The organism is Paenibacillus selenitireducens (genome assembly GCF_002021565.1).
GTDB classification, from domain to species: Bacteria; Bacillota; Bacilli; order Paenibacillales; family Paenibacillaceae; genus Paenibacillus_K; species Paenibacillus_K selenitireducens.
Map to the genome: position 1 here is coordinate 1 of NZ_MSZX01000014.1, position 26,140 is coordinate 26,140.

Here is a 26,140-nt window from a genome sequence, read left to right on the forward strand (position 1 = left end):
STRCSSATNDATACTNTRYCHNAGCDGGTGTTGGTATATTAAGCTCATCCCAGTTCATCGGGGATGAGCTTTTCTTTTATACTTAAAAGATTAGCACTGGGTTAAGAACGAATGTGGTGTTGGGACTTAGATCTCGTCACATAAAGTGTTTCAGCCCTAGCAATGTTCATACCCCGATTTAGCTGGTTGGGCCTAGAGCCCGTATCACCGTGCCAACCTGTGGAGAGCATTTGTTTTGGGTCCTAGTGTCATCCAAGGAGGTCATATGAATCAACCTGTTTTAAGTATCGATATTGCGAAGGGGAAGAGCGTTGCCGCTGCCTTCACTTCCTATGGCGTACAAGTGAAAAAGCCCTTCTCTTTCTCCCATTCACCTGATCATGTTTCGTCATTGCTTTCAGTTCTTGTTCAGCTTGAAGAATCTACAACGCTGCGACCAACTGTCGTTATGGAGGCGACTGGTAATTATTCGAAGCCTATTGCTTCTTTCTTTTTCTCGCACGGGTATCCCGTTTTCTTGTTAAACCCCTTAACGACTCATGAGCTCAAAAAGCGCTCTACTCGTAAGGTAAAGACCGATCCTATTGATGCAATTCGAATTGCTAATGCATTCTATTTAGGGGAAGGTACGCCAATCATGCCAATGGATGAAAAGGTCACTGAACTACGGTTTCTCTGTCGCCAACATGCCCAATGGAAAGCTCTTCTTGGTGAAGTTCAGCTGCAATTCCGTTCCATTCTGGATTTGGCTTTTCCGGGCTATGACAAGGCTTTTCAGAACATTTTCAACCCTTCATCCATTCAGCTTCTCACTAAATTCCCTTCCCCCTCAGCTTTACTGACTGCGGACAAAGAGGACGTATTAACCATTCTTATGCTGAATCGAAGAGGTCGTACTTGGAATGAAGATAAATACGCGCAGCTTCTGGGAATTGCGCGGAGTAGCCTTCCTGATCCGTGTGGATCTCAGGCGCATATATTTGCAATGCAGAATTTCATAGGGTTATTCAAGGCTTACCAAGAAGGAATTACAGCACTCGAAAAACAAATGGAATCCTTAGTTCAAGAATCTTCTGCCTACCACCTACTACGATCGATCCCTGGGGTGGGGCCGATTACTGCGGCAATGATTCACGCTGAAATTGGGGACATAAAAAGGTTCCCTTCCGTGAAACAGTTGACCGCTTTTGCAGGGCTGGATTCATCTGTTTACGAGTCAGGAACCTTTAAAGCAAACCAGAATCGTATCTCAAAACGGGGCTCTGCATATCTCCGTACAGCGCTCTACCAAGCAACAGTTGGGGGTATCTCAAAGCAAATCCACGGCCCTCGAAATCCGATTCTATGGCAATATTACCAGCAAAAACGACTTGAAGGCAAACCTGCCAAAGTTGCCATTGTGGCGACTTCAAACAAGCTTTTGCGCATGATTTACGGAATTTTGAGTAACGACGCGCCCTTTCAGAGCAAATAACGGATATTAATAGTTATATTTTACCATTAACTCGCTTCTTGCAGTAGGCTTATTTGAGTCTGCATTCTTTGGAGTTCTGAAATCTTAAATCTGTTGAATCTTGACTTTGATTAGCTGGTTTATATGATGCCGGTGCCTTCTTGTATGTGTTTAGCTTTTAATAATGTCTTTTTAAGGCTTCTTTAAAAACTTTTATTGGTTTGTTATACTCGATTGGTTTGTGAATTATTTTATTATGCCATTTTAATCGCTGTATATTATCGTCGAAATCATCTGCTGTAAACCATGTTATTTCTTTCATCGTCCCTAAAACACTTCTGTTGTTTGTCTTTGAAATCATATATTCTAATCCATCTTGTATATATGAATTAATTAGATTTTCATCTATTCCTTCACTAGAGAGATAAATTCTAAGAGTTAATAGAAATTTCTCTTTTAATGCAGTGATTTGTCCTGTTCTAATTCCATCAATAATTACACATAGTCTAGATAAATCATTAACAAAAACAATATGTTTTCGATTATTAAGTTTGTAGATATTAACATGCCAGTTGAATAGTGGCGATATATCGTTACATTCAACTGGGGTAACTTTCATGTCTTTTATTAATGATTGAGTAAATCTTAATACGAACATGTAAATTCATTCCTTTCTTTGGTCTTGTACCAGCTTCACATAACGTCTCAGTATTCATGAATCCGAGAACCTTAAGCCCCAAAGGGGCAGCGCTTGCGCTGTTAGGTTCGCAGGGTCCTATTCGTTCATCGGACACAGTAAATAATAAAGCCGTGCCATAAAGTTTCGGACCTACAACACACTAACATAAAAGATACTAATTTCTGGATCATATTACGCGTATACTTTTGAGGTCTTATACCATGAAACACCATCGAACGCCGAACTTATCAATAAATTGGACTAAACATGGACTGAAGAATATTGGACCTATTGGAGTAATCGTTTTGCTGCCATCATTCATAATCTGATATGCCTCTCTTAAAACCTCTTCGTTCTCGAATATGCCGACTATCTCCATTGTGGAATCCGCTGATAATTCTTTTGTACCACCAAAGTCACTAAGCATTAATCTAGTTCCAAGAATATGCATTTCCGCATGAATAATAAATTTCTCGGGTTCTTTTTGAGAATCATACATAATTGAATCTGTTTCGGTGTTAAAAGCCTTTTTATAAAGTTCGATAGCTTCACAACAAGTGCCATTCAAATATAATTGTGGTACTAACATAGTTAATACTCCTTATTATTTTATTTAGTTTTATCAAGTTCGATGATTGCCCCTCTTAGAATTACTTATATATATTCTACTAAGTTAGATCTTCTTGATCTTAATATATCGTCGTTTATCATTTATTTAGGAATTGGTTTGTACATATATCATTATTTCTTCCGCTCTTACAATAACCTTACCGTCAATGGACGCTTCGCCTTTGCCTAGAATAAATCCTCTTTTGTTTTTGATTACTTCATAATATAATTCGATTCTATCTCCTGGATAAGCATTTCCCAGAAACTCGATACCATTCAGAGAGGAAAGAAAACCATATCCATTATTTTCATTTAATATAGCAAAAGCCCCTATTTGTGCAAGAGCTTCGACTATAATCATACTTGGCATATAGTTACATTGATCAGTAATAAACCATTCGTTCCTCGTAACGTTTTTATAACCCCTAACCGACTTTCCGGGTTCAACTTCTAATACTCTATCTACCATTAAAAATGGATATCGATGAGGGATAATACTTGAAATATCAATCATAAATTCACTCCTAAAGATTTATGTAGAAAGTCACCTTTCGATTTTATTATTTAGTTTATAATGCAGTTGCAATAATTTCCGATAACGTTGTTCTGTTTCTGAGCCTGAGAGGCTTAAATGAGCGCAGTGACTGGGTGACTTCGCCACTTAGCCTCGTGGGGTTGTCTGCCTGAATAATCAGCTTCCTCGAAAATCATCGGGCAGACCAAGGAGCGAACGCGACGCAGCAGAAACGGTGTTATCTGATGTCACTGCCTTCTTCGAAATTGCTTAACGGTATTCCTAGTTTTCTCTTATAAATTATATAGCCATTCCCATACTCATTTCTCGTTTTTCCAATTACATATTCATCTTCATCGAAAATCCCTTCAAACAGCTCAGGGAAGTTAGCGCCCCATAATATATTCTCATTAAAAAATGGAAAATCACTATGAGGATTCAGAGTATGCATATAAACTGAATCATTAGTGCCACTCTCAGAATCAATTAATATCCATGTCTGAAACTCTAATTTACTTTCTTTAGAATGATCTTCTATTCTTTCCAAAAGTTTTTTCAATAGTTTAATATGGTTTCTTCTATGCTTTACACTTAAATTGCTTACACCTCTACCTTCCAAATGTACATGCCAAAAGTTATACCAAGAGTCGGTTTCATTGAGGTGGAAACTAATTGAGTTAATCAGATTGTTAACCTTATAATAATGCCGTCTAACTCCTCTAAACTTCTTCATGAGTTCTCCTACAATACATTTATTTATAGTGATTTCACATAACATTTCTCGTATTCACGAACCCGAGAGCCTTAAGTGACCGTACGGAACGGGTTCTCAGACTTAGGTTCGCAGCGGTTGTCCGACTGATTTGGCTTCACTGCTACTGTAAATACTACTCTCGATTCCTCTTCTTCCTCTTCGGTCGGACCAAAGGCGTTAGCCCGCAGCGTAAATACTGTGTTAGGTGATAATCCCAGCTTCTTCGATATCACTCTACAATTAACTTGTCTCTAATTCTTCTTATTGAGCGGGTTGATGAACATCAAACATATTTCGGAAAGGATCATAAAATGTAAAGAACTTACCTATGTTGCCTTCATCCATTATCTTACCTACCTCGGTTCCCAGTTCTAATAAATAATTATAGAATCCTTCAATATCCTTTACTCTAAAACCTATTGTGTAATGGTCTTTTCCATTTACTAGAAATGTAGATGTGGTTTGATCATTTGTTTTTACTAAAAATAAGCTTGGCCCTATTGTAAAATCAACATAAGCCAATTCATCATTTCTGAATCCTAGCTTTGCGCCCAACTTATTACAGTACCAGTCTATTGCTTGATCTAAATCAGAAACTGGTATTTCGGTATACTCAATACCTTCAATAAATTGTTGAATCATTATTATCAATCTCCCTCTTCAATTTATTTTACAATCATCTTTCAATCTTACAGGGCTTTTTCATCAAACGTACCCGTAGTCGCGAACCCGAAAGGCTTGAGGCGTCGAAGTCGACGTCTGCGCTTACGCAGTTAGCCACGTAGGGTTCCGCCTGACTCAACTTCTTGCCAATAGCTTCGGGCGAACCAGGGATCGGTGCAAGCCGATCTGCAGCGTGATTATAGTGTTAATTGAAGTTTTTTCCCCCATGAATTTCGTTCAATTTCCTAATATTTCTTGATTTCAATTCGATTTCCCTCAGGATCTACAATTACTCCAATTGCTCCCCAGTTAAATTGATGAACGACTACTAATACCCCTCTACTTTCTAGTTCTCTTATCGTCTCTTCAAAAGCTTCCACTTCAATTCTTATTACAGTTGGATTTTGTGCCCTTGTCTTTTCTGTATGGCTAGAAACTCCATTGTTTTCAACCATCAAGTAGCCGCCACCAAAATCTAATTTTGTTAGCCCTTCTTTTCTTTCTCTAACCTTAAGTCCAAGTTGATCAATATAAAAGTTTACGTTCTTCTCAAAGTTCTCCAGAAATAATATAAATCCAGTCTCTTTAATTTCCATTTAAGTCTTCTCCAATTTTCGAAATTTATTTAATGTTTTATACTGCATGCATTTCAGTCTTCTTTGAGTACTCTATAACTCATTCTTCCCATAAAGCATACTTCCCCCCAGGTAAAGATACTAATAAAAAACCATTCTCACCTGAGAGTTGCCAGCCTTCATAGTATGAACTGTTATGAAATAATTCTAATATTAGATTGTCTTCGAACTCTATATACAAGTCGGAGATCGGTTCACAATGCCTAATAGTAATAATTCTCTTACCAAGTAATTCATTCTCTAATAATTTTGAGTGTTTTTCATGAGTTACTACATCTTTGAACTCGTATGATCCAATTAATATGTCATTACTTTTATGTAGTCTCCATGGATTCTATTGTCAAGCAGCCCTTGTCATCCTCAAATATTAGAACTGGATATAAATCAATAATTTCATTGATCTTACATCCAATGAATCTGGATACAGCAACTCTACTATTATTAGATTTCATTGAATCACTTTCTTTCTTGTCCTTTTTTATGTTTTTAAGGCTATTTCGCCTAACGTTGTTGTTTTCACAAACCCCCTTCCGGACCTAGGGGCGGGCTTGTCCCGCCACGCAGCGTTGAATGCGAAGTTATAAATTGTCCCTGCCTGCGAAGTGGTTCCTTCAAAGTAGTCCTTATATATTATTTATTAGATATGTTTTATTAAACTCACTCTAACCACTGAATCCCAAATCGGTCCTCTCCGTACCTCTTTGTATCCTAATTTATTATTTAACTCAATCACATGCATATTTCTCTCTTCAGTATGTGTATAAATTAGATTGACTCCATGTAATTCTGCTTCTTCTTCGACCTTCAATTTAAGCTCAGTTCCATGCCCTATTCGTCGATAACTGGGATGTACCCAAAGTAGAAAAATCTCTAGAAACCGCCCATCTTCTTGAAATAGATTTCGATCTAATTCATTGAAAATAGTCTTCCATGGATACTCCTTATCTCTACAACTTATACAGTACATAATAGTACCAACTTTATTGGTCTGATCTTCTAATATTAATGCCCCTCTATCCTCATCCATTACAAATGTCCTAATCTTCTCTCGATGTTCTAGTCGTTCTTGAGGAGACATTATATTATCTGTATCTGTTGTTATACCTTCATCTTTTAAATCGATTTTGACTAAGAAATAAAGATCATCTACATCTGCTTTTCTAATATTCAACTTCATTGAAAATGCTCCTATTATATAGTTTTGCGGGGATTTCTATTAACGTTGTTGTATCTACGAACCCTCACTGCCTTAAGGGAGCGAGAGCGACCGGCCGCGGTGCAGTTAGGCAGTACAGGGTTGTCTGCCTGATTCCACTTCTTCGAAAATCCTCGGGTAGACCAAGAGACGTAAGTCCGCAGCGTAGATACGGTGTTTGAGTGAAGGAACCAACATCTTTGACAACTTACAAATTATTATCAAAAATATTCTTTATTTCTTCAGGAACCTCAATCACTCTCTGTACTTTATAATCCTCACTTGGAATATCTTTAATAATTTCAAGTAATAAGACTTTTCCATTTTCCATCTTGATATAGCTATAAGTCCTATATTCAGTCCCCGCTGTTGTAATCTTTGATAATTCTTTAAACTGGTCCATGCTAATAAGCCCTTTTTTTGGTTCAGTTAAATATGAATTAAATTTGCTATAATCTCCGTTACTTAACGCAAGTTTCATAATATGAGCAAGTTCTTCAGGGCTTTCTGGTTTTTCCATCTTCGCTGATGAACATCCAATTAGAAAAAAACAAAGCAGGAATGGTAAGTAAATTTTCTTCATTTTTACTCCTTTCGAATTACGGACCTAATATTTGGATCTTTCATCCAACGTTCTTATATTAACGAACCAAGGGCCTTAAACGAGCAATAGCGAACGGGTCGCCATAACTGGTTCGCAGTGGTTGTTCGGCTGATTCTGTCCCCTGCCAATGACTCCGATCCGGACCGATGGTGCCAGCTCGATTCGTGAACGGTGTTAGGTGAAGCACAAGTATCAAGGAGTTTTATAGAAAATATTCCTTATTTGCCCTGAATCTAATATAATTTATTTAATAAAACTCAACTTCTTGAAAGGATTGAGCAGAACATGAGGATTAAAGTAACAAAAATTATTTTAATGCTACTTCCGATAATTATCATAAGTTTGATAGTCAATTTTTTTATAAATACTCCCGATACTTCTAAACAAGAAACTACTCAGAACATCATTAAATTAAAAGAACTTATGAATGCTAATGAAGTACAAGTAAAATTCTCTGAAAAACCAACGGTATTACTTTTCTTTACATCATGGTGTCCTTATTGTAACGAAGATGCTCCTAAAATAGTTTCCTTAAATAAAAAATATAACAATCAAATTAATATCTATGGAATTAATCTGCTGTATCGTGATGAAGTTTCCGAAGTTCAAAACTATGTTAAAAAACATAAGATTGATTATCCAATTCTTATTGACGAGACTGGTGCTACATACAAGAACTATGGTGGGTTAGGCTTTCCAGCTCTATACTTTTTAAACTCAAGGGGGGATGTAATTGACCAAATTATTGGTTCAACAGATATTGATATTATTGAAAGTTCATTCAAAAATCTAATATACAATTATTAAAAATATCATTTTGTGTCCAGGTATTTTGTCTAACGTTGTATCATTCACGACGATCGACCCCTTAAGGCGACGAAATCGCCGGCTGCGCTTGCGCAGTTAGTCGGTGCGGATGTGTCCTCCTGATTCTGCTCCCCTGTTACTGTAATGCATCTTCGAATCTGCTTCTAATTCCGGCCGGACCGTGGGCCCAATGGCACGAAGAGTGAATGCGATGTTATATGCTGTCGAGGCCATCTTTGAATAATCCCACGTGTAATTCATCCAAAAAAGTACTCAATAGAACCTCTCACTTACTAACCAATCTTTAGCATGATCCATACTTGAAAAATAATTAATTCCCAAACTACAACCAAAATTCGACTTCCATTTATTCAAATTCTTTTTTTCACTTTTTGTAGTGCCAACAATAGCGATCTTACATATATTCTGTTGAGACCTAATCAGACTTTCCATAATGTATTCTGCTATCTCATTTGTAACATCGGTACCGTCTAAGTGATAAAGCACACGATAAAGTTTATTGGGCATTCTCATTAAGTTTTCATTATTATTTACTTTTTCTTTAATTAATTTAATATCGGAACCTAAATTATCTATGCATGAAATCAATACCTCTCCTCCATTATGATAGAGTAAAAATGATGGCCTTAAGTCTGGTACTCTTATACTTTGGACTTTAAAGAGATATCTAATCCACTTTCGGATTCCCATAATTCTTTCTCCTATAAATTCATTTATAATGATTTTTTCTGCATTTGCCCCGATTACATTCTTGTATCTACGAACCTAGGTGGCTTCGCCACTTAGCCTTGCAGGGTTGTCTGCCTGAGAATCCAGAAAATAATTGTCCACCCATCGGTTTATTGATTTTATTAACAAAGTTGTTTTTATTGTGTAAAAAATGATGCCTTAAGACTATTTCCTTTCTTCTTTACTTAGCAAGGAATATCTTTCAAATTCTAATTGAAGATTTTCATCGGAGAATTGATTTGTATTGATACTTTCAATTTAAGGATTTTCTCCAACTTCTTCGAATAAGCACTAGCGCATAACGTCTTTGCATTCACGAGCCCTCACTGGCTTAAGGGGTGAAGCCCCGGATCCGACCGGACTTAGCCAGTGCAGGATTATCCGCTGAATTCTCTTCCCCGAAAAGCCTCATGCGGACCAAGATCCGTGCCAGCCGGCCGAAACGTGATTGCGGTGTTATACAAAGTCAGCGCTTTCTTCGGAACTCCTACAAAGGACTCGAATCTAAAACTTTCAAAATATCTTTTACCAAAAATTCTGATATCACATCACGATTGAATTCATTTAAACTTATCATCTGTACTTCCTTTGAATATTTAATTTTATCTATTTCAGGGTGACTGTCTAAAGGAACTGTCCCAAGAACAATAAGATTATCGGAAACAATCTCATGTACCATTTTTTGAAAAGAGGTAGATAACATCTGCATAAAACCAATTTCATCAATTACAATTATTTTCTTTGAACACAAGGCGTCCTGTAATATTTTAATAGCATAATTTTCGAATTTTTCTATATCTATTCCGTACCTTCCAATTCGAGTTTTGCTAGGACTTTCTACATTCGCGATTTCAACACTTTCACCATTAACGGACACACATCTGAAACCTATTCGATCATCTGAATTCGTTATTTCCTCCGTATAGAATCCACCACAAATATCTGTTCCAATGTCATTTATGAGTTTTTTTATCATCGTTGTCTTGCCCATTCTAGGCTTCCCCGTGAGTAAAAATACATTTTTAGAATTCTTATGATCCCCGTCTAATCTTGTCAACAGCTTATAATTAGGTGGGTTCAAATTCCATGTCTCATATGGGATAGAGTTTACTGCATTTATTGCATCAAGCGTGCGCGATTTTATGTGAGGCCTTTTTATGTATTCTTCCATATTAGTTTCATCCAAGTTTAAATATTTTGCCTCTAGAATTTCTTCTGGTTGAATTGTTATTTCACCACTAATATATTCCGCTTTAAAAACCACAGACAAAACATGAATCCTTTCATTGTAGTAGACTCCAGATATTCCTAAAGGGCGTATAACGATCCCTGTTTCTTCCAGAAATTCTCGACACACCGCTATATCTAATGGCTCGCCAGCATCAACAAATCCTCCGGGCATTTCCCAAGTATCAGAACGCAAATGTGTTCGAACCATCAAAATATGTCCATTATCATTCTTAACAAGTGCTGAAACAGCAATTAAATGTTTTGACTGTTCATACATCGTCATACACCACCAGTTCAATATTTTATTTTCCGTTCGATGTCTGATAAAAGGATGTTGATAATTATGGTTTGCGCTGATTTCCTATAAATGTGATGCTGGTGCCTTTCTGAGATGCCTCCAATATTGTTTATAAATACTTTTCTTCTAAAGCTTTCTTAAACACATGAATAGGCTCTTTGTAATCAATTGGTTTATAGATAATTGAATTTAACCAGGCACAGTGCTCAAAAGTGTTATTAAAATCAGTATCTATACTATAGAAAGAAATCTCATTCATAGTTCCAAGAACGCTCTTATTGTTTGTTCTACCTACACTTATTTCTCCCGCTTCAAAGAAATATTGTTCGATTACGTGTTTCCTAATTCCCTCTCTTAACAAATATTCCTTGAGTTCTGACTTAAACTTCTCTTGTAATTTATCTAGTTGGGAGCTTCTTATACCATCAATAATTAAGCATAATCGGCTAAAGTCATTAACAAACAAAATGTGCTTTCTTCTAAGTTGCAATATATTCACATGCCAACTAAACAGTGAATTAACATCTACCAATTCAACCGGCGCTACTTTCATGTCTTTTAATAGTTTTTGAGTGAATCTAAGTGCTAACATAATTTTCTCTCCTTTGTAATTCTCGCACTGGTTTCATATAACGTTTCCATATTCACAAACACGAGAACCTTAAGCTCCATAAGGAGCGACCGCGACTGCGGTTAGGTTCGTAGGGTTGTTGAACTAAATTTCTTAATAATTAAAAAACGAATCGATAAACAATTTCATCATCATATACTTCTCCGGTCTCAGAGAATCCGAACTTTTCATAGAGCTCTCTGGCAGCTAGATTATTTGCACATACCGTTAAATTCAAACACTCACTATGGGGAAATTCCACTTTTATATATCTAATTACAGAGTTAATAGTTGCCTTTCCATATCCCTTACCTTGATAGTTTGCATCAATCATAAAACCATTTAACCAATATGAACACGTTGTCGTTTCATCTACTGTGATCATTACAAAGCCCACTAAGCTATTCTCGGCATATATACAAAATGGTAGATATCTGTATTCATCACCGTCTGGACGAATGTGTACCTTGGCTAAAGACACAGCTACTGAAGGAACAAAATGATTTTGTTGAACTTGAACTTGCAAGTCTAATGCATCTTTCCAGTTTTCTCTTGTAGTAGGAATTAATCTGATCAAAATGATATCACTCGTTCCGTTTAGTTTATTTTTCTTAAATGGATTTAAATTACTATCAAATGAGTCAGTGAAATCATTCCCAAGATGTATACTCCTCTAAGAAAAACTCTCCAACGATTTCAAGGACCGTCTTCGGTTTACTATCATCATAATAACTAATATCTGTTGTTACTCCCGTCCATTGAAGATAGAAAACACCATTTCCTCGATACTCCAACTTCATTAAATTTTCGTCTACTTCTTGATGTTCAAAATAATACAATCTAGCATCCAAGGCCTTATTTTCTTCGTTATATCCTTGCGAGAGTTCAAACAATCTATTTCCAAATTCTTTGAGTACTAACTTATCAAGATATACTGTAACTTCAGCATTTGGGTTCATTGCGAAATCAGCAGTATCTTCAACAGACATAATAGCTTGAGGGTCTGTCTCAGTTTCAAACCACATCATTATTGTCCCGTCGTCTCTATGAACAACATAAGCTCTTGATTCTAATAATGTAAATTTCTCAGTTCCATTAAAACGTTTAAGTGTCATGGTACCCATAATGTATTCTCCTTGTATTTGCAGTAATTTCTGATAACGTTTAGGTATCTACAAACCCTAAAGGCTTAACGGAGTAGCGATTGGGTGGCTTCGCCACTTAGCCTTGCAGGGTTGTCTGTAGAATATGTTTCTTCGAAACAACATCTGCACTGCAGGCCCGCGGGCCCGCCCATTAGCTGGTTTAGGCTAAGATTTATCACTTCCTCTTGGCAATTACTGTTATTGTGTCTGTTTCTTCTTCATATTCTCGTCCCGTTACATCTGAAAAATATTCAAATTCTTCAAAGCCTACACACCTAAGAATTGAAGAAATCTCATCGATTGTATATGTCTTATCCCAAATATTATATACTTGCATATCCTCATTATCATCTATTACTATTGTTTGGTGCAAATGAACTCTTTCTTCCGAATACCAATAATTGGAGCTCAAACACAAATGAGAATTAGGTTTCCAAAAGCCACTTTTATATGAATTCCATGTTATCGAATCAGCTTCTAGCATTTGTTGTGATAGAATTTCACCTAACGTTGTTTCATTCACGAATCCGAGAGGCTTAAGTCGCGAATGCGGAGTTATATGATGCCTAAGCCTGCCCCGAATTTTCTTTCATTCGTGTCCTTAAAATTCAACATAATCTAGAGTCTGATCCGGCTTTAAACAAGTTTCTATCCGTTGTCTAAAGTTCATAAAAGTTACCATCTCCAAGGCTTCTTCTATTGGAAAAAATCCAGTCTCCAAACTTTCATTCGTGGTAACGGGTTCCCCACCAATCTGCCTCGCAAGAAACAACGTGTTGCAAATCGATTCCTCTACATTTTGGTATATCCCACAAAATCTAATGATTTCTATGTCTACTCCAGATTCTTCTTTTGTCTCTCGGATCGCTGCTTGAATTAAAGACTCTCCTTCTTCGACTTGTCCTCCTGGCATTTCCCAGCCTCTTTGAGGCCCTTTAATGAGTAATATCTCGTTTTTATCATTTAGAACAATTGCAGCAGCTGATACAAAATGTTTGGGATAGGTCATAAAATCTACTCCTTAAAATATACTTTATTCGCTCGATTGCGAAGGTTTCATATAACATTGTTGTGTTCACAACCCGAAAGGCTTAATGCAGCTTGCCTGCTGGGTGGCTCCGCCACGTAGCCTTGCAGGGTTGTCTGCTGAATTTCACTCCTCGAAATGCATCTTTCAGACCAAGGGGTCCCCGCTCCTGTGCAAAGATACAGTGTTAGAAGAAGTTCTATGAGTTACTTACAAGATATTCAATTTCTCTATCCTTCTTCTTAACCATCTCATCTGCCCTCTATGATTTATCTCATCCTCAAATACGTGAAACCACATAAAATAGTTATTCGCTTTCTTACCTTCCCAGAAAATACTCTCTTCATATAACCAATCATCATTTCGTTGTTTTAATTCTTGAAAAGTCCTTTGTCTCATGACCTCTAGTTCATTTATGTAAAAATTAAGGGAGTTTCCTTTTATTTTACTACGTCCTAATTCACCTAATTCATACGCAGGTTGCCATTTATTAATTTCTTCCTCATTTGGTTTTCTCTTCTCAAAAGTATCTAATTGATAACCAAGTTCAACAGCTGCAAGGTGCATTAATAAAGAACCAATTGAATTACTTTCAGAATCATGTAAGTAATCTAATTGATTGGTATTCAATCCCTTTACTGTATTCAAGGTTGTTAATCGTGCATAGTTCATCATTGATACCAATCTTCCGATCTGGGGAGTGAATTCTTCTACATCAGATACCAAGTAAATTCTTTCATAATTCATTTCGCATTTTCCTTTCAAAATGGGTTTTGGGTTGATTGTTATTAATCTTGACCTCTAATTTCACCTAACGTTTAGCATTCACGAACCCTTACTGGCTTAAGCTGCCGGCTGATTCAGCGTAGCGATCGGCCAACCGGGTCGAAGACTTAGCCAGTGCAGGGTTGGCCATGAGCCCACTACTTAGCTAATGCCTCGGGGACCGAGGGCCCTCAGGCGCAATGCGTGAATGCGACGTTATGTGATGTCGGCAGCTTTTTTGAGTTTACCTTCACAGCCCTATACTTTATGTATTCTTCTTGTTTCAAGAATCTGTTTTATATGATGATAAGAATGTTCTATATCATGTTTAAGTGCATCTCTTACAGTCGCCTTTCCATTCTGATGAACTAAGATCCGATCCAACGAGTCTGGGAGTATCTCACATAGATAAGCAATGTAGTTTCTCAATAATTCAAAAAGTTTAACTTCAACTTGAACTGATCGATTACTATGATCCATATTCTTCAGCCACAAATGTGAATCAAATTCGTTAAATACAAAATAAGCACCAGTATTAGCTAATGCATAGCGATTAATTTGAAAATAGTTTAGATCACATTCAACAATGTGATGGACTATTTCTCTTATGGTCCACTTTCCAGGTTCTCTCGCTAAGTTAAGAGACTCCTCACTCAAATTGTTTATGGCTTCTAGTAGATATGTAGAAGCATCTTTATATCGATTAACAATTTCTATGTCCTCTCGAAAGAGTGCCATATTTTAAGTCTCCTCTGTTTATGTTTAATAAGTATTTCTGCCGATTTCACATAACGTTCTTGTGTTCCTGAACCCGAGAGGCATAAAGGCGCGCAGCGACTAGGTGGCTTGCCACTTTGCCTCGCAGGGTTGTCTGCCAGAATCCGCAGCTTCGAAAACCTCGGGCAGACTAAGGAACGTACGTGGCGCAGCAGGAAAACAGTGATAACGCTGGTTCGTTCTTCTTCGAGTTCACCATCATTGCTTGTTTCTCAGTAGGGTTGTACAATTGATTTATAAGGTCTTTTCGGAGGTGTTCATATATAAAATGGGTTAAAATCCGTGATATATATCCCGATCGTTGGGTCCTAGTTGAAGCTCTTGCTGCTCATTCAAATAATCACATAAGAACTATTGAGGAAATGTCTGTAGTTTCTGAATATGACAACCCTAAACACGCCTGGGCCTCCTATAAAAAGCTTCATCTGTCAGAGCCCACTCGAGAACTCTATGTATTCTACACTGGAAATGAATTTATTGAAGTCATTGAACAGCCCTTTACCGGAATTAGAGGCCTTCAGAGAAAATCCATCTTATAAATGGTCTTCCTATTGTCTCTCTCCCTTTATCTTACAAGAATAAATCAACTCTTCTCAATAATGTCTTACTGGATACTGGATGCTCCACAACTATCTTCGATACTGATCTCGTTGAACCTATTGGTTTAGATATAGACTTTATTAACGGAAAATCGGTACGGATGTACGGAGTTGGTGGTTTAAGCGAATTATGCTACCAACAGATTGTCTCAGATCTTTCTATTGATAGCATCCTTCTTAAAGACTTCACAATTCAACTAGGAATTACTAAAGAACCCTATGGTTCCGATGCATTATGCTCGTGATATTATTATGCTTTCATTACAACTTCTTTTTCAAAAAATATTGTTTTATTCCATCTGGGTATTCATCATTAACTCCAAATATCTCATAACCCATATCCTTATAAAATTCCGGAGATTGATAGCTAAAAGTGCATGTATGAGCAAATGTACATCCGAGTTCTTTCCCCAGTCTTTCTGCTTCAGTCAACATGACTTTTCCATATCCTTTATGTCTATATTCATCAGCTATCCAAAAAACATCAAGATACAATCCGTTTAACCAAGTTTCACAAAACAAACCGCCCATTACTTTTCCTGATTCATCTTTTAAATATAAATTTATATCCTTCCCAGGTTTTTTTAATAGTTCATTGGTTGCGCGAACATTATACTGATATAAATTATTACAAACCTCTTCATAATCAGTATCATTCGATTCTAGTGTAATTTTGATATTTTCTAAAATGATATCAGACATATTATTCTCCTCCATAAAACACAATTTTTTTTAATAATTATTTCTTTGCGTTTCGTTACGATTAGTAATAACATCGATAAAGCCACTTCCAACAGGTTGAGATCTATACTTCTCTAACGCATCCTTAATTTTATTCTGAATGAATTCATCATTTGATCATAAAAACTCCAATATCGTTAAATGTTAAAATTGTAATTGTCGCATGAAAATTAATTATTAACGTCAACTGACGCTACGAAAAGAAATCAGTATTCGTATATAATGGAACATCTTAATCCCAATCCATAAAAGGTTTAACCATTAGCTTTTCTTTCCCGCAATCTGGACATTCCATCAGAGTATCTTGATGAATTTCATTGATAGGTTTTGGTGGCATTGGTGCTAAGCAGCGCGGACAATCATAATTATTTGTGTAATGATTGTTTCCCGACTTTATTTCTAAATAAACTTCATTAAGTAGGTAACGACACGTCCGACAAACATACAATCCATCAAAGCATTCAAACCACGATTCCTTGTCATTGTGAATAAACTCTTTTATTCGTTGTTTGCCAACTTCCCCCTTGTACCATTGTAAGATGGAATTCAAACTTATATAATTGAACCTATTCCTAAAAAAACATCTTGGTTGTATGAGCAATGCCCGCAGTTCAATTTATAAGCCACTCCCATTAATTCAACCTTCTTTCATGAAAAACAATGTTGATTCACCTATGAAATATCTCTTCGGAACATTAATAATTTGCTTTTCATTAAATAGCTCTTATCTTAGGCTGGCTCATTTGTTGTCTAAGCCTCTTCCATGATTATACATCTGACAACCAGGGGGCGGGTACCCCGTAACGTAAATACGGAGTTAGGTGAAAATGTCCACTCTTGAAAAAAGTACGGAAGCCTTCTTTTGATAGATTCTAGCATTGGTACATGTTTTAAATGATTATCTTCACCCATTTAGGTGTAACTTTTATTTATCTTTCTATATACATACTTGAAGGGATGCTGCTCACATTCGGCAACATCCCTTGCTTGTTCAGAAAAACCTCTTTATCTGTCGTTATTTGTATGTACCAAATTCTTAGTTATATATTAGATAAAGTTTCAAAATCCTTAAAATTACATCGCCAATCCGTCACAAACGCCGGATAATATCCTACCCGGTAAGCCACTCTCTGTGAGGCAATATTACTTGATATAACATCGTAAACTGGTACAAAACCACGTTCTAATATTTCAAAAGTTAAACTGTTTACAAGATAAGTTGCCAGTCCCATATGACGGTATCCAGGAAGTACCTCTATACCAATTTGCCACATCTTTGTACTGACATTACAAGCCCCCGCCATGCCAACAACTTTCCCATTTTTCTTCGCAAGTACGACCAGTACAGTATGATAGGGATGATTCATATCAGATATAATTGCATTATCAAATCCTTCAAGCCCCAATAACTTGGAAACCTCGTCCTTCTCAACCACTTCATATGAAAAATGGTCTGGCGACGACATCGGCTTTATTTTCTCTAAATCAGGAAGAAAATGCAAATATAGTCCTCTAATAAATGGTAATGAAAAAATTGTATCCCTGTCTTTACCTTGCATCTGCGTTTTGGCAATTTCCAGTCGTTCCGGCGTGGCCGATACCACAATTGATTTGCCCATAGACAAAATCTCAAAATAACGCTCTTTTCTCGGATACGGCCTGCGTCCTGGATTTTCTTTTGCGTCTACAAAAATAACACTGTCTTTTTCTCTGTTCAAGTCGTCAATTGTGCAATTTAGGTCAATTGCAAGCTGTGATTGTACGATGTGTATCATTTCTTTTTGTGTCATCATTGATATACGTCCTTTCTCAGTTAGATTGAAGAATGCTTTCACTTTTGAACATTCGCCTCATTCGTTTGATAAAGAATTTTCATGATACCACCTTCTAAGTTGATTAATTTGAGCTTGATGATATCGGCTATGGTCAGCCATAGGCCCCATCGTATGGTTGCTTGCTTTTCATTTTTATGTCCAAAAGTGACAACTTTATCTAGATCAGTATCTGTTAATTGTATACATGAATCTTTCAACACTTTTAATACACCTTCATATGTAGACATAAGTGTGTTCAAAGACATCCCTTTGACCGTCGGAAGCCTATTATTTTCATCAATCATGGGGCCATATTGCTCTTTAAACGACTGAGGAAGTGGTAGTCCCTTTAATCTATAAACCCAATTCAGATCAACGTACATGATATGTTTTATTAACTGAGCGGTACTGTTAAAATTGTTATTAGGTCCCTTGTAATCTACTTCTTCTTGCGACATGCCATCAGTGATTAAATGTAGTCGTTAGCTATTCTCTTTTACAGCGGAATATAATGTTCCAACAATAGGTGGCATATTTGCTTCGCCTTTTAAATCGTAAAGCATCCTAGCTCTTCCTCCTCGCTTTTATTTCTCGCAGGGTTGTTCGCTGATTCAACTTCACAGTATGTCACTTCTTGCTAGTTTCTCTAACATAATAATTTTGTAATTTCCATGTAATACAGAACTTTCTTGATGAATGATATTCAAGGGAGTACTTCTTAATATTTCATCAAACCTTCTGTTTATGTCTGTACCTAAAATGGATGTGATCTTATTCAAAGCTTTACGCAGCATGTTTGGTTTTTTATTCTCATCTAAAAACTTATCAAATACCACTATGGTACCAGAAGGTGAGAGAACTCTTGTTGCTTCTAACAAAGCTTTTTGGGGATTCTCCACTACACTTAAAACTAAGTTTAAAATCACAAAATCAAATTTCTCGTTCTCAAACTTTAATGATTCTGCATCCATATTCAGTAGTACAACATGATTTGTTTTTTTGCGTGCTTTTTCTAACATCTCATTTGAGATATCAATCCCGATAATCTCAATATTGTTAGGTAGCAACGGAATATCTTCTCCGGTTCCAACTCCTACTAGTAAGACTTTATTTTGGGGTTTAATATCTATCAATGAAAACGCCCTTATTCTAGCATTTCTAAATATACGATTCCCCATCAAAAAATCATAAATAGGAGATAACAACTTATATTTCTTTATATTTGTATTGTTCTTCATTATTTGTTTCACACGAACTTATTTAACATAAGTTCTCTCCTTTTAAATGGTTTCTGATAACAATCTGGTATTTGCTAAACGCCCCAACCTTAGATAGCTCTTATCTTAGGTTGGGGCGTTTGTTGACTGAGCTTCTTCCATGATTATACATCTGATAACCAAGGAGCAATAGACCCGAAGCTTGAATTCGGTGTTAAGCGATGGCAAAGACTTCCTTGATTTTACCTACATATTCTTAGGTCTTTCTAGCTTTTAAATAATCGATAGCATGCCAATGACCATTAAAAACAAATACATTTTGATTTTCGAATTATGAATAGAGCTCCTTCATACTCTAGGGAAGTTCAAACCCGAATTGGCGTTTATATCCGTCCCATTCATTTTCTGATATTCCTTTATTAAAATTTGCAGTAAACCCTCTATACTTTCTTTCATAATTTTTAACAAGTCTATTCCATTCTTTCTTCAGTCCGTTCTTACGAAATATCATAGTTCCCACTAAAAGTGTTGACCCTAAAGTATGCGCTCGATGTTCTGTTTTTACTCTATTCTAAATTACTCCTCCTACCCGAGGCACAGCCGAAACATAAATACTGGCGATATGGTGGGGATGCCTTCATTGAGATACTTTCAAGAAATCACTTATCTCCAGTAATACAGCTTTCCAATTAGATTCAGTATTATTAATTGTCAATTTATCGATTTTCAATTGATTAATTATGTCTAATTCATATTCTTTTCGTTCCTTCAACACTTTACAAACTCCGTCTAAACCATGATATCCGTTTTCTTTACCATATCCTTGTTCAGTGAAATACCAAATAAGATGTCGAAGCCACTCATTTGACCGCTCATTAGTGACTCTATCAATTGTCAATCTTATATCATCTTGGTAAAAGTAAATCAACTTAGGGTTCAATGGCAGAATAATTTGTTCTAATCTCTTGATAAAATCAGTTATCGTCAGTTTGGACTGATTGAACCTTCCAAACATCAAAGTAAGCGGATTCTGTAAAAAACAACATTCTAATATTACTGTTCCGTGAGACTGTTGAACTTGTCTCACGAAATTCAGCCACCTCTCAACTATTAGCTCTTGATATCTATCTAAAGACACATTGTATACATCAAATCTGACTAACTCATCTATTAAATTCTTATGTGTTTCTATAGATAATTGTTGTAACTTACCGTAGTATATTAATTTATATTGCTTTACTACCTGAGTATATTGATCTATCACATGTATTAATTCAGGATACCTGTCTTTTAGGTCTTCATACTCATCTAAATCCAGACAAGCAACGAATTCGTAATCTGCTGGATGATTTAAATCACCTTCTAAAAACAATGTATTGAATATACCGTTTTTATCTAACTGATCTTTAATATATCGAGCTGTCGATGTTTTACCTGATCCAGGTATACCTTCAACTAGTATTAGTCTTGTATGATTCAAGTGATTTTCTCCTCTTTATTTATAGTCTTGTATCCCTTTCAAATAAGTCTTTATATCAACGAACCCGAGAGGCTTAAGGGAGTGTATGCGACCGGGTCCATATGATGTCGACGACTTCCTCAAATATTCTAAATCCCCAATATTGAAATAAAATCATTTTCTGTTAATTTTGCATTGATCCATGTTTTGAATTCCGTTATCAATTCACATAAACTTACGAGATTATCGTCATATTCCTTTATAAAGTCTTCTTCACTACATCTATAAAAAAAACCTATATAGGTTCTTAATAATTCCATGCCAGGTTGTTGCTCTAAAAGAAGTATCACTTTATCTAATCTTGTCAAAATCTTTATCCAAACCTCTTTCGGGATCTCATTAAAAGCATAATGATCATAATCCTCAAATTCTTTCTCTATTGATGTCTCAAGGAATGCGAAATCTTCTTCATTGAAAAAAATTGAGTTATCATTCCAGCACTTATCTAAGTACTTACCAGGTAATACTTCTATGTAACAACTTCCTTCAAGTTCTTTAATATCTTTTATAATCATCATGGTTTATTTCCTCTTCACACATTCTCGTCGATTTCACATAACGTTTGGCATTCCTCACGTTCAAACAGCTTAAGTGACCGTAGGGAACGGATCGTAGACTTAGCCTCGCAGGATTGTCTGCTGATTCACTTCCCTGAATCGCCTCTTGCAGACCAAGTTTCCATCAGACGACGCAGCTTGAATATCGGTATTATAGGATATCAGCGCCTTCTTCGAAATCTCTAACATCATCATTACTTAACTAGCATTTCCTGTGAGTTCAATAAAAAAAATCACTTCATACAACTGTATTACTTATAATCGTTAGAAAACCGTTCTTTGCAGGGGGACAATTAACTGATCAATGGATTATCTTGCATTAACGCTAAACAATTACCACTCATTATTAGGTACGTCATGAATCAATATCACTCGGTATCCTGATAAAAGTTCAAATGGAAAAGAACGAATTAAAGAATAAACATCAAAACGAACTAAGCGTTCCCATTTAGTTCAGGAAAATCATATTGTGCATTTTTATCATATGATCCAAATGTGTCAATGGTGGACTCAAGAGTAGTTTGCAGGAGCTTCGACCTTACTTACTCATTTCCGTCGGTTTCGTTCCAAATTGCAAATTTGCCGTAACCTAAATACTCACGCACCTCAAGAACCTTACTGCCCCGTATAACAATTTCCATCCCATTTTCAGAGTCCCATTCTGTGCCTCCACTCAGAGTTGCTCCGAATGTATTATCGTTTCTATCGTAAGGATTTCGATATAGATCAACTTCCCCTACGGACATAAATGCCAAAATGCCCCTACCATAAGCTTCAGCCAAGCCACTAGGATAGTCAGCCGTATCACTGGACATTTTAACGGTTCTCCATTCACATGCCTTCTTGTATATTTCATTAATGGTTTCATCCGGCAAATGATTCAAAACGTCTTGAATATATAACTCTGTTTCTTCCAAACTCATGTCTTCAGTACTAAAGTGATATTCAACATGACATTGGAATAAGTCAAGCAACCCAAACCCAGACATACTATTTTCATCTAAAGGATCTTCTAATCCAACACGTTCTAAATGAAATCTTTCAGTCACATGAGCTCCCCCTAAATATATATGTATCTACACTTGAATACTCTAGATCCTAATCATAAAATGAATAAGCATAATTTCCTTCGAAACGACACGCTAACACCAAGCATAACTACGCGTTAGTTTAGTACTATCGTTTATAATTATATTGAATTTCGTTAAGTTTTATCGTTGCGATCAAGTTTGTCAAAAAAAAGTGTGAAACCATGATATTTACATCCTTTGGGCGCGAAACGGCAAATTTCGAGAAAAAACTACATTTTACAGTTTTCTATTATAAAAACGTTTAGTATGAAGTGCGAAGAACATCTTCACCGTAAATATGTTTCAAACAATTGCTGCGTTTTCTCCCAGTCGACACCAAGTCTGCCTTGCCAGCCAGCCCACGGCATCTCCATATCAGATCTTCCCTTGGTATTGTTTAGCAGCAGCTCACCGTTCAATATTTGTTCATTATCAACCCGAAAATCTGGTGAAAGGGAGAGAATTTGATTCGGGATAACGCCAACCATAGCAAGCGATTGAAGTATACTACGTCTCATGCCGGCAGTGCCTTTTAAAAACTTCGTACTTGTCAATCTCTTCTCAAATTGGCCTGGCGTTTCGCTGTCATCAGCTTCATGCAGCAATTGGAGCAACTGCTTAAACTTAGACTTATCATCATCAGTTGGTTCAATTGAACCATACTGAAGCAGCTGTAACAGCTCAGTCAAGTGGGCGTAGGTGCCAATACTGCTGCCATAAGCATTGCCCAAATGAATCGCGTAGCGAATCCATGACAAATGCTCCCATTGATCCTTGTGAAAACCGCATCGCTTACAGCTAACGAACCGCTCGGCCTCCTGATAATCATGCTCCCGCATATGAATCATTTGATGTTAATTCATCAGTATGGAAATTCCGGCGGGAAAGCTGCCGCCAACGCCTGCAATAAATATTCCGGCGACAACATGCCAGGACAAATGAGCATCGGACTGCATCCCAATCAGTTTGCGATTTAATTCATCATGCCGAATAAGTTCTATTTCATTTGGTACCCATTTATTTTGCTGTAGCAGCTCCAATTCTTGCGGCTTCAACGCATCCATTTTATAAAGTACCAAGCCTCGCTCGGCATCATAATAGGAGTTGTCGTGTTTGTACAATTTTTTTAGTATGGCAAGAAGTTGTTTGTTCATGTCGTCACTCCTTTTCTATTATGAAATTATTCCAATTTAAATTTCTATAATCATCCTCTACTGTTATTCGGTGTCATAAGTCTATAACATTCAATAGTTAGTGTACGTTCTACTTAACATTTTTTTTCAATTTTCCGTTTAATATATATAATCATATTAATCGTCCATCCACTTAGGAATGCGATTTGCAATGAAATTATTATACCAATAATCAATAATAAGCCCTCATCACTTGATGGCTGTAGTATCCAACTGAAAACAAAAAACAACAAGATAGAAATTAATATCGAAAGGAGAAAGTAACCTGTGGTTTTTGATTTCATTCTTTCACCTCACTTACATTGATTTCATCTAACGTTTCCACATTCCTGAAGTTCAAGCGGCCTAAGGACCAAAGGTCCGGGTCGTCAGACTAAGCCGATTGAATGTGTCGCCTGACTACACTTCTCTGAAAACTCCCCTTGGCGACCAAGGAGCGATTGCGACGATGTAGGAATGCATTGTTTAGGTGATGTCTCTGCCATCTTGAATTGCAAGCAAGGCGTCTTTATCTTTTCAAACACTTTTTAGTTGGTTTCGTTTGTGTATTCTCCGGTAATTTCAAGTAGGTTGCCATCTGGATCCTCAAGTATAAAACAAAAATAGGGTTGGACTATATTAATATACAAAATTTCAGTGACACTTCCGATATTTAAAGACCTTATACGTTCATATTCAACCTGTAAATCTGGCACATTAAAATTCAAAACTACATTATTTCCATACTCTGTCTTATTGTTATGCTTATAAAACAAGTATTCTTTATTGAAATGCTCATCTAAATCTTCGTTATTTCTTATTAGTTCAAGATCATATTCGGGATTCCACAATGCTATACTATTTCCACAGTTAAATTGAGCCCATCTTTTAATATTCTTGGATTGTGCTTTTACTCCTAACAGTGTTTCGTAAAATGAAATAGATTTCTCCATATCCTTTACTATTAAATACGTACAACTCAAATGAATCATTTTTTATAACTCCTCCACTAACCATAATCATCTTCGATTATACTAATCTAAGGTTTTCATTTCATTGCTGAGATTTCACCTAACGTTGTTGTATCTACGAACCCGAAAGGCTTAAAGGAGCAGAGCGACTGGGTGGCTTCGGTTCTTAGCCTCGTAGGGATTGTCTGCCTGACTTCACTTCCTCGAAAATCCTCGGGCAGACCAAGGAGCGAACGCGACGCAGCAGGAAAACGATGTTATGTGATGCCTCGGACACCTTCGATATGCTTGCAAAATTCCTTTATTAGTTCTAGTTCTTATTCAAAATATTCTTCAATCTTTGCTTAACATTGTTTGATAGATCTTTAATATATAGGGCTTTTCTTCTATATTGTCATTATATCCTTCAATGGGTAACCCATCATGAAATGGAGAATTCAAAAAAGCTAATATTATGTCATCCATATGCTTTAATATCTCAAGGTCACATTGAAATGGGAGTTTCTTATGTAAATCAGATATTAAACTAAATCTTAACTGACATGCCAACTGATCAAACCACAAATAAAAAATCATTCCATGGTTCTGAGTAGAGTCTATTATTTGATCTCGTCTATTCTGGATTACTCTATTAAAAAAATCTCTGTAGTCTTTTAAAGTCAATGCCTTTATTAGTTCAATATTGGAAGAAATGTGCCACATATTATTAGCAATCTCTTCATCTAAATCGTATTCTGAACTACCAATAAAAATTGAATCTGTAATTATGTCTTCTAGATCTTTAAAATAAAGCTCTTTTTTATTCATGCTCATCTTCGATTCACTCCACTTAAAATGCTTTTTACATTCTCTCCGAGGTTTCACCTAACATCACAGTATTCACGACATTTCACCAACTTAAGGCTCCATTAGGAGCCAGCCGTGATGCGACTAGTCGGTGCAGATGTGTCCGCCTGATCCCACTTCCCTGCAATCTCCCCGGGCGGACCGAGGGGCGCTAGTCCCGATGCGTGAATACTATGTTACCTGAAGTCATTACCCTCTTAGAACTACATCCAAAAATATCCAAACTCTGCTTTTTCAAGCATCATTAATTGTTTTTCAAAATTTTCTATAGGTTTTATGTCTTCTACGAAATGCCACTTATCTTTACTGTCCTGCCAAAAGATCTTCCATTTGTCTTCATGATGTCTAAACTGCGCGATGGGTAATTCAACTCGTTGTCCGGGCATATATGATGGTCTTTCCTGTAAAAGAGTAATTGTGCTACCTCTAAATTTATAAAAAATCTTATATTCATCCTTGAGATGCTTAGGAATTTTCATTTCAATGTAATTATCTAGTATTTTTTCAAGCCTCTTCTTTGTAAATGCATCAAATGCCATGATGATCCTCTCCTTACTTGAATTTATTCTGGTTTTCATAAGCAATGATTTCAGGTAACGTTCATGTATCTACGAGCCCGAGAGACTAAAGGGAGCCGACGCGACCGGGTCAGATGGACTGAGCCTACGGAATCACTTCTCGAATCCGACTTCACTATTGGTTTTCTTCAGGAGCATACTCAATTAAATAAGATAACTTGCAGTTAAATGTATCGCATAGCTTGAATAAGGTCTCCAACTTTGTTGTTTCTATATTCGTTTCCCTATATAACTTATTGATTGAATTCCGACTTAAACCCGATTTCGCCATCAATTCTGTTATATCATCTATTCTATGTTCCGCCATGAGTTCTCTTATATTGCACTTGATTACGGTCATCTTTTTCCCCTCCATATTTCTATCTTATCTCCTACATATGCAATCATCAATGAAAATCAAATTTTTAACTCTATAAAGTTAAATATTCACCTTATAATTAACTTTGTAAGGTTATATAATACCTCTAAAAAGTTAATAAGAGAAGGAATACTCTATGGTCAATACATTATTTTAAAACGCTTCGTGAAGCATTACCAGATC

Annotated in this window: 32 protein-coding genes and 1 pseudogene; 2 read left to right on the forward strand and 31 right to left on the reverse strand. The window is 36.4% G+C overall.

Features of this window, described 5'->3' with window-relative positions; genetic code table 11:
• Positions 1-265 precede the first annotated feature (265 nt).
• Positions 266-1,474, forward strand: coding sequence for an IS110 family RNA-guided transposase (locus BVG16_RS26565; protein WP_078501439.1), 1,209 nt, complete (start codon positions 266-268; stop codon positions 1,472-1,474).
• Between the two features lie 157 nt (positions 1,475-1,631).
• On the opposite strand, the gene BVG16_RS26570 is transcribed toward BVG16_RS26565, so the two are convergent.
• The 9 genes from BVG16_RS26570 to BVG16_RS26605 form a co-directional block, all read right to left on the reverse strand.
• Entirely contained in the window at positions 1,632-2,111 is a 480-nt protein-coding gene (locus BVG16_RS26570) for a DUF6933 domain-containing protein (RefSeq protein WP_078502229.1), read from the reverse strand.
• 235 nt (positions 2,112-2,346) lie between these two features.
• Positions 2,347-2,721, reverse strand: a complete 375-nt coding sequence (locus BVG16_RS26575; protein ID WP_078502230.1) for a VOC family protein — start codon at positions 2,719-2,721, stop codon at positions 2,347-2,349.
• Positions 2,722-2,847: 126 nt separating this feature from the next.
• A complete protein-coding gene (locus BVG16_RS26580) occupies positions 2,848-3,252 on the reverse strand; it encodes a 3-hydroxyacyl-ACP dehydratase FabZ family protein (RefSeq protein ID WP_078502403.1) in 405 nt (134 codons plus the stop codon).
• Positions 3,253-3,493: 241 nt separating this feature from the next.
• Positions 3,494-3,988, reverse strand: coding sequence for a hypothetical protein (locus BVG16_RS26585; protein ID WP_078502231.1), 495 nt, complete (start codon positions 3,986-3,988; stop codon positions 3,494-3,496).
• Positions 3,989-4,270: 282 nt separating this feature from the next.
• Positions 4,271-4,651, reverse strand: a complete 381-nt coding sequence (locus BVG16_RS26590) for a VOC family protein (RefSeq protein WP_078502232.1) — start codon at positions 4,649-4,651, stop codon at positions 4,271-4,273.
• 266 nt (positions 4,652-4,917) lie between these two features.
• On the reverse strand, positions 4,918-5,268 hold the full coding sequence (locus tag BVG16_RS26595) for a VOC family protein (RefSeq protein ID WP_078502233.1): 351 nt from the start codon (positions 5,266-5,268) through the stop codon (positions 4,918-4,920).
• Between the two features lie 79 nt (positions 5,269-5,347).
• The gene (locus BVG16_RS34090; RefSeq protein ID WP_408635387.1) at positions 5,348-5,611 is read right to left on the reverse strand and encodes a DUF6188 family protein; all 264 of its coding nucleotides are present in this window, start codon (positions 5,609-5,611) and stop codon (positions 5,348-5,350) included.
• Positions 5,612-5,944: 333 nt separating this feature from the next.
• The gene (locus BVG16_RS26600; protein ID WP_078502234.1) at positions 5,945-6,484 is read right to left on the reverse strand and encodes a GNAT family N-acetyltransferase; all 540 of its coding nucleotides are present in this window, start codon (positions 6,482-6,484) and stop codon (positions 5,945-5,947) included.
• Positions 6,485-6,710: 226 nt separating this feature from the next.
• Positions 6,711-7,085 carry a hypothetical protein gene (locus BVG16_RS26605; RefSeq protein ID WP_078502235.1) on the reverse strand — a complete coding sequence of 125 codons (375 nt, stop codon included), beginning with the start codon at positions 7,083-7,085 and terminating at the stop codon, positions 6,711-6,713.
• 306 nt (positions 7,086-7,391) lie between these two features.
• On the opposite strand from BVG16_RS26605, the gene BVG16_RS26610 reads away from it, so the two are divergent.
• Positions 7,392-7,913: a TlpA family protein disulfide reductase gene (locus tag BVG16_RS26610; RefSeq protein ID WP_078502236.1), complete on the forward strand. Its 522-nt coding sequence runs from the start codon at positions 7,392-7,394 to the stop codon at positions 7,911-7,913.
• A gap of 273 nt (positions 7,914-8,186) precedes the next feature.
• Here BVG16_RS26610 and BVG16_RS26615 read toward each other — a convergent pair whose 3' ends face one another.
• The 22 genes and pseudogenes from BVG16_RS26615 to BVG16_RS26735 all read right to left on the reverse strand — a co-directional run bounded on the left by BVG16_RS26615 (position 8,187) and on the right by BVG16_RS26735 (position 25,939).
• Positions 8,187-8,624 (reverse strand): hypothetical protein, encoded by a 438-nt coding sequence (locus BVG16_RS26615; protein ID WP_078502237.1) that lies wholly within the window; start codon positions 8,622-8,624, stop codon positions 8,187-8,189.
• Positions 8,625-9,150: 526 nt separating this feature from the next.
• Entirely contained in the window at positions 9,151-10,170 is a 1,020-nt protein-coding gene (locus BVG16_RS33900) for a nucleoside-triphosphatase (RefSeq protein ID WP_078502238.1), read from the reverse strand.
• 130 nt (positions 10,171-10,300) lie between these two features.
• Positions 10,301-10,783 carry a DUF6933 domain-containing protein gene (locus BVG16_RS26625; protein ID WP_078502239.1) on the reverse strand — a complete coding sequence of 161 codons (483 nt, stop codon included), beginning with the start codon at positions 10,781-10,783 and terminating at the stop codon, positions 10,301-10,303.
• A 139-nt stretch (positions 10,784-10,922) separates the two neighbouring features.
• Positions 10,923-11,381, reverse strand: a complete 459-nt coding sequence (locus BVG16_RS26630; RefSeq protein ID WP_078502240.1) for a GNAT family N-acetyltransferase — start codon at positions 11,379-11,381, stop codon at positions 10,923-10,925.
• Between the two features lie 70 nt (positions 11,382-11,451).
• Complete coding sequence (locus BVG16_RS26635) at positions 11,452-11,925, reverse strand: hypothetical protein (RefSeq protein ID WP_198957540.1); 474 nt, start codon at positions 11,923-11,925, stop codon at positions 11,452-11,454.
• A 196-nt stretch (positions 11,926-12,121) separates the two neighbouring features.
• Positions 12,122-12,469 (reverse strand): hypothetical protein, encoded by a 348-nt coding sequence (locus BVG16_RS26640; protein WP_144027498.1) that lies wholly within the window; start codon positions 12,467-12,469, stop codon positions 12,122-12,124.
• Between the two features lie 78 nt (positions 12,470-12,547).
• Positions 12,548-12,955, reverse strand: coding sequence for an NUDIX hydrolase (locus BVG16_RS26645; protein WP_078502243.1), 408 nt, complete (start codon positions 12,953-12,955; stop codon positions 12,548-12,550).
• A gap of 228 nt (positions 12,956-13,183) precedes the next feature.
• Positions 13,184-13,720 (reverse strand): DinB family protein, encoded by a 537-nt coding sequence (locus BVG16_RS26650; protein WP_078502244.1) that lies wholly within the window; start codon positions 13,718-13,720, stop codon positions 13,184-13,186.
• Between the two features lie 276 nt (positions 13,721-13,996).
• Positions 13,997-14,476 (reverse strand): DinB family protein, encoded by a 480-nt coding sequence (locus BVG16_RS26655; protein ID WP_078502245.1) that lies wholly within the window; start codon positions 14,474-14,476, stop codon positions 13,997-13,999.
• A gap of 899 nt (positions 14,477-15,375) precedes the next feature.
• Positions 15,376-15,816 carry a GNAT family N-acetyltransferase gene (locus BVG16_RS26670; protein ID WP_078502248.1) on the reverse strand — a complete coding sequence of 147 codons (441 nt, stop codon included), beginning with the start codon at positions 15,814-15,816 and terminating at the stop codon, positions 15,376-15,378.
• Between the two features lie 1,079 nt (positions 15,817-16,895).
• Positions 16,896-17,648, reverse strand: coding sequence for a GNAT family N-acetyltransferase (locus tag BVG16_RS26680; RefSeq protein WP_078502404.1), 753 nt, complete (start codon positions 17,646-17,648; stop codon positions 16,896-16,898).
• 57 nt (positions 17,649-17,705) lie between these two features.
• Positions 17,706-18,127, reverse strand: a pseudogene (locus tag BVG16_RS26685) (DinB family protein).
• 159 nt (positions 18,128-18,286) lie between these two features.
• On the reverse strand, positions 18,287-18,907 hold the full coding sequence (locus tag BVG16_RS26690) for a class I SAM-dependent methyltransferase (protein ID WP_078502405.1): 621 nt from the start codon (positions 18,905-18,907) through the stop codon (positions 18,287-18,289).
• 616 nt (positions 18,908-19,523) lie between these two features.
• Positions 19,524-20,366, reverse strand: a complete 843-nt coding sequence (locus tag BVG16_RS26695) for a P-loop NTPase family protein (protein WP_078502249.1) — start codon at positions 20,364-20,366, stop codon at positions 19,524-19,526.
• Between the two features lie 128 nt (positions 20,367-20,494).
• Positions 20,495-20,923 (reverse strand): hypothetical protein, encoded by a 429-nt coding sequence (locus BVG16_RS26700; RefSeq protein ID WP_078502250.1) that lies wholly within the window; start codon positions 20,921-20,923, stop codon positions 20,495-20,497.
• A gap of 581 nt (positions 20,924-21,504) precedes the next feature.
• Positions 21,505-22,011, reverse strand: coding sequence for a DUF6985 domain-containing protein (locus tag BVG16_RS26705; protein ID WP_078502251.1), 507 nt, complete (start codon positions 22,009-22,011; stop codon positions 21,505-21,507).
• A 308-nt stretch (positions 22,012-22,319) separates the two neighbouring features.
• Positions 22,320-22,880, reverse strand: a complete 561-nt coding sequence (locus tag BVG16_RS33515) for a hypothetical protein (RefSeq protein ID WP_233147182.1) — start codon at positions 22,878-22,880, stop codon at positions 22,320-22,322.
• Between the two features lie 6 nt (positions 22,881-22,886).
• Positions 22,887-23,186, reverse strand: coding sequence for a hypothetical protein (locus tag BVG16_RS33520; RefSeq protein ID WP_233147183.1), 300 nt, complete (start codon positions 23,184-23,186; stop codon positions 22,887-22,889).
• 566 nt (positions 23,187-23,752) lie between these two features.
• Positions 23,753-24,196 carry a VOC family protein gene (locus BVG16_RS26720; protein WP_078502253.1) on the reverse strand — a complete coding sequence of 148 codons (444 nt, stop codon included), beginning with the start codon at positions 24,194-24,196 and terminating at the stop codon, positions 23,753-23,755.
• A 312-nt stretch (positions 24,197-24,508) separates the two neighbouring features.
• Positions 24,509-24,988 (reverse strand): hypothetical protein, encoded by a 480-nt coding sequence (locus tag BVG16_RS26725; protein WP_233147184.1) that lies wholly within the window; start codon positions 24,986-24,988, stop codon positions 24,509-24,511.
• A gap of 236 nt (positions 24,989-25,224) precedes the next feature.
• Positions 25,225-25,560: a DUF3024 domain-containing protein gene (locus BVG16_RS26730; RefSeq protein ID WP_078502254.1), complete on the reverse strand. Its 336-nt coding sequence runs from the start codon at positions 25,558-25,560 to the stop codon at positions 25,225-25,227.
• A gap of 154 nt (positions 25,561-25,714) precedes the next feature.
• On the reverse strand, positions 25,715-25,939 hold the full coding sequence (locus tag BVG16_RS26735) for a helix-turn-helix domain-containing protein (protein WP_078502407.1): 225 nt from the start codon (positions 25,937-25,939) through the stop codon (positions 25,715-25,717).
• Positions 25,940-26,140 lie beyond the last annotated feature (201 nt).

Bases quoted from the DNA above. Each gene is read 5' to 3' on its own strand.
- BVG16_RS26565 (WP_078501439.1), top strand. From the start codon at position 266: ATGAATCAACCTGTTTTAAGTATCGATATTGCGAAGGGGAAGAGCGTT.
- BVG16_RS26570 (WP_078502229.1), bottom strand. From the start codon at position 2,111: ATGTTCGTATTAAGATTTACTCAATCATTAATAAAAGACATGAAAGTT.
- BVG16_RS26575 (WP_078502230.1), bottom strand. From the start codon at position 2,721: ATGTTAGTACCACAATTATATTTGAATGGCACTTGTTGTGAAGCTATC.
- BVG16_RS26585 (WP_078502231.1), bottom strand. From the start codon at position 3,988: ATGAAGAAGTTTAGAGGAGTTAGACGGCATTATTATAAGGTTAACAAT.
- BVG16_RS26590 (WP_078502232.1), bottom strand. From the start codon at position 4,651: ATGATTCAACAATTTATTGAAGGTATTGAGTATACCGAAATACCAGTT.
- BVG16_RS26595 (WP_078502233.1), bottom strand. From the start codon at position 5,268: ATGGAAATTAAAGAGACTGGATTTATATTATTTCTGGAGAACTTTGAG.
- BVG16_RS26600 (WP_078502234.1), bottom strand. From the start codon at position 6,484: ATGAAGTTGAATATTAGAAAAGCAGATGTAGATGATCTTTATTTCTTA.
- BVG16_RS26605 (WP_078502235.1), bottom strand. From the start codon at position 7,085: ATGAAGAAAATTTACTTACCATTCCTGCTTTGTTTTTTTCTAATTGGA.
- BVG16_RS26610 (WP_078502236.1), top strand. From the start codon at position 7,392: ATGAGGATTAAAGTAACAAAAATTATTTTAATGCTACTTCCGATAATT.
- BVG16_RS26615 (WP_078502237.1), bottom strand. From the start codon at position 8,624: ATGGGAATCCGAAAGTGGATTAGATATCTCTTTAAAGTCCAAAGTATA.
- BVG16_RS33900 (WP_078502238.1), bottom strand. From the start codon at position 10,170: ATGTATGAACAGTCAAAACATTTAATTGCTGTTTCAGCACTTGTTAAG.
- BVG16_RS26625 (WP_078502239.1), bottom strand. From the start codon at position 10,783: ATGTTAGCACTTAGATTCACTCAAAAACTATTAAAAGACATGAAAGTA.
- BVG16_RS26635 (WP_198957540.1), bottom strand. From the start codon at position 11,925: ATGGGTACCATGACACTTAAACGTTTTAATGGAACTGAGAAATTTACA.
- BVG16_RS26645 (WP_078502243.1), bottom strand. From the start codon at position 12,955: ATGACCTATCCCAAACATTTTGTATCAGCTGCTGCAATTGTTCTAAAT.
- BVG16_RS26650 (WP_078502244.1), bottom strand. From the start codon at position 13,720: ATGAATTATGAAAGAATTTACTTGGTATCTGATGTAGAAGAATTCACT.
- BVG16_RS26655 (WP_078502245.1), bottom strand. From the start codon at position 14,476: ATGGCACTCTTTCGAGAGGACATAGAAATTGTTAATCGATATAAAGAT.
- BVG16_RS26670 (WP_078502248.1), bottom strand. From the start codon at position 15,816: ATGTCTGATATCATTTTAGAAAATATCAAAATTACACTAGAATCGAAT.
- BVG16_RS26680 (WP_078502404.1), bottom strand. From the start codon at position 17,648: ATGATGACACAAAAAGAAATGATACACATCGTACAATCACAGCTTGCA.
- BVG16_RS26690 (WP_078502405.1), bottom strand. From the start codon at position 18,907: ATGAAGAACAATACAAATATAAAGAAATATAAGTTGTTATCTCCTATT.
- BVG16_RS26700 (WP_078502250.1), bottom strand. From the start codon at position 20,923: ATGATGATTATAAAAGATATTAAAGAACTTGAAGGAAGTTGTTACATA.
- BVG16_RS33515 (WP_233147182.1), bottom strand. From the start codon at position 22,880: ATGATTCATATGCGGGAGCATGATTATCAGGAGGCCGAGCGGTTCGTT.
- BVG16_RS33520 (WP_233147183.1), bottom strand. From the start codon at position 23,186: ATGAACAAACAACTTCTTGCCATACTAAAAAAATTGTACAAACACGAC.
- BVG16_RS26720 (WP_078502253.1), bottom strand. From the start codon at position 24,196: ATGATTCATTTGAGTTGTACGTATTTAATAGTAAAGGATATGGAGAAA.
- BVG16_RS26725 (WP_233147184.1), bottom strand. From the start codon at position 24,988: ATGAGCATGAATAAAAAAGAGCTTTATTTTAAAGATCTAGAAGACATA.
- BVG16_RS26730 (WP_078502254.1), bottom strand. From the start codon at position 25,560: ATGGCATTTGATGCATTTACAAAGAAGAGGCTTGAAAAAATACTAGAT.
- BVG16_RS26735 (WP_078502407.1), bottom strand. From the start codon at position 25,939: ATGACCGTAATCAAGTGCAATATAAGAGAACTCATGGCGGAACATAGA.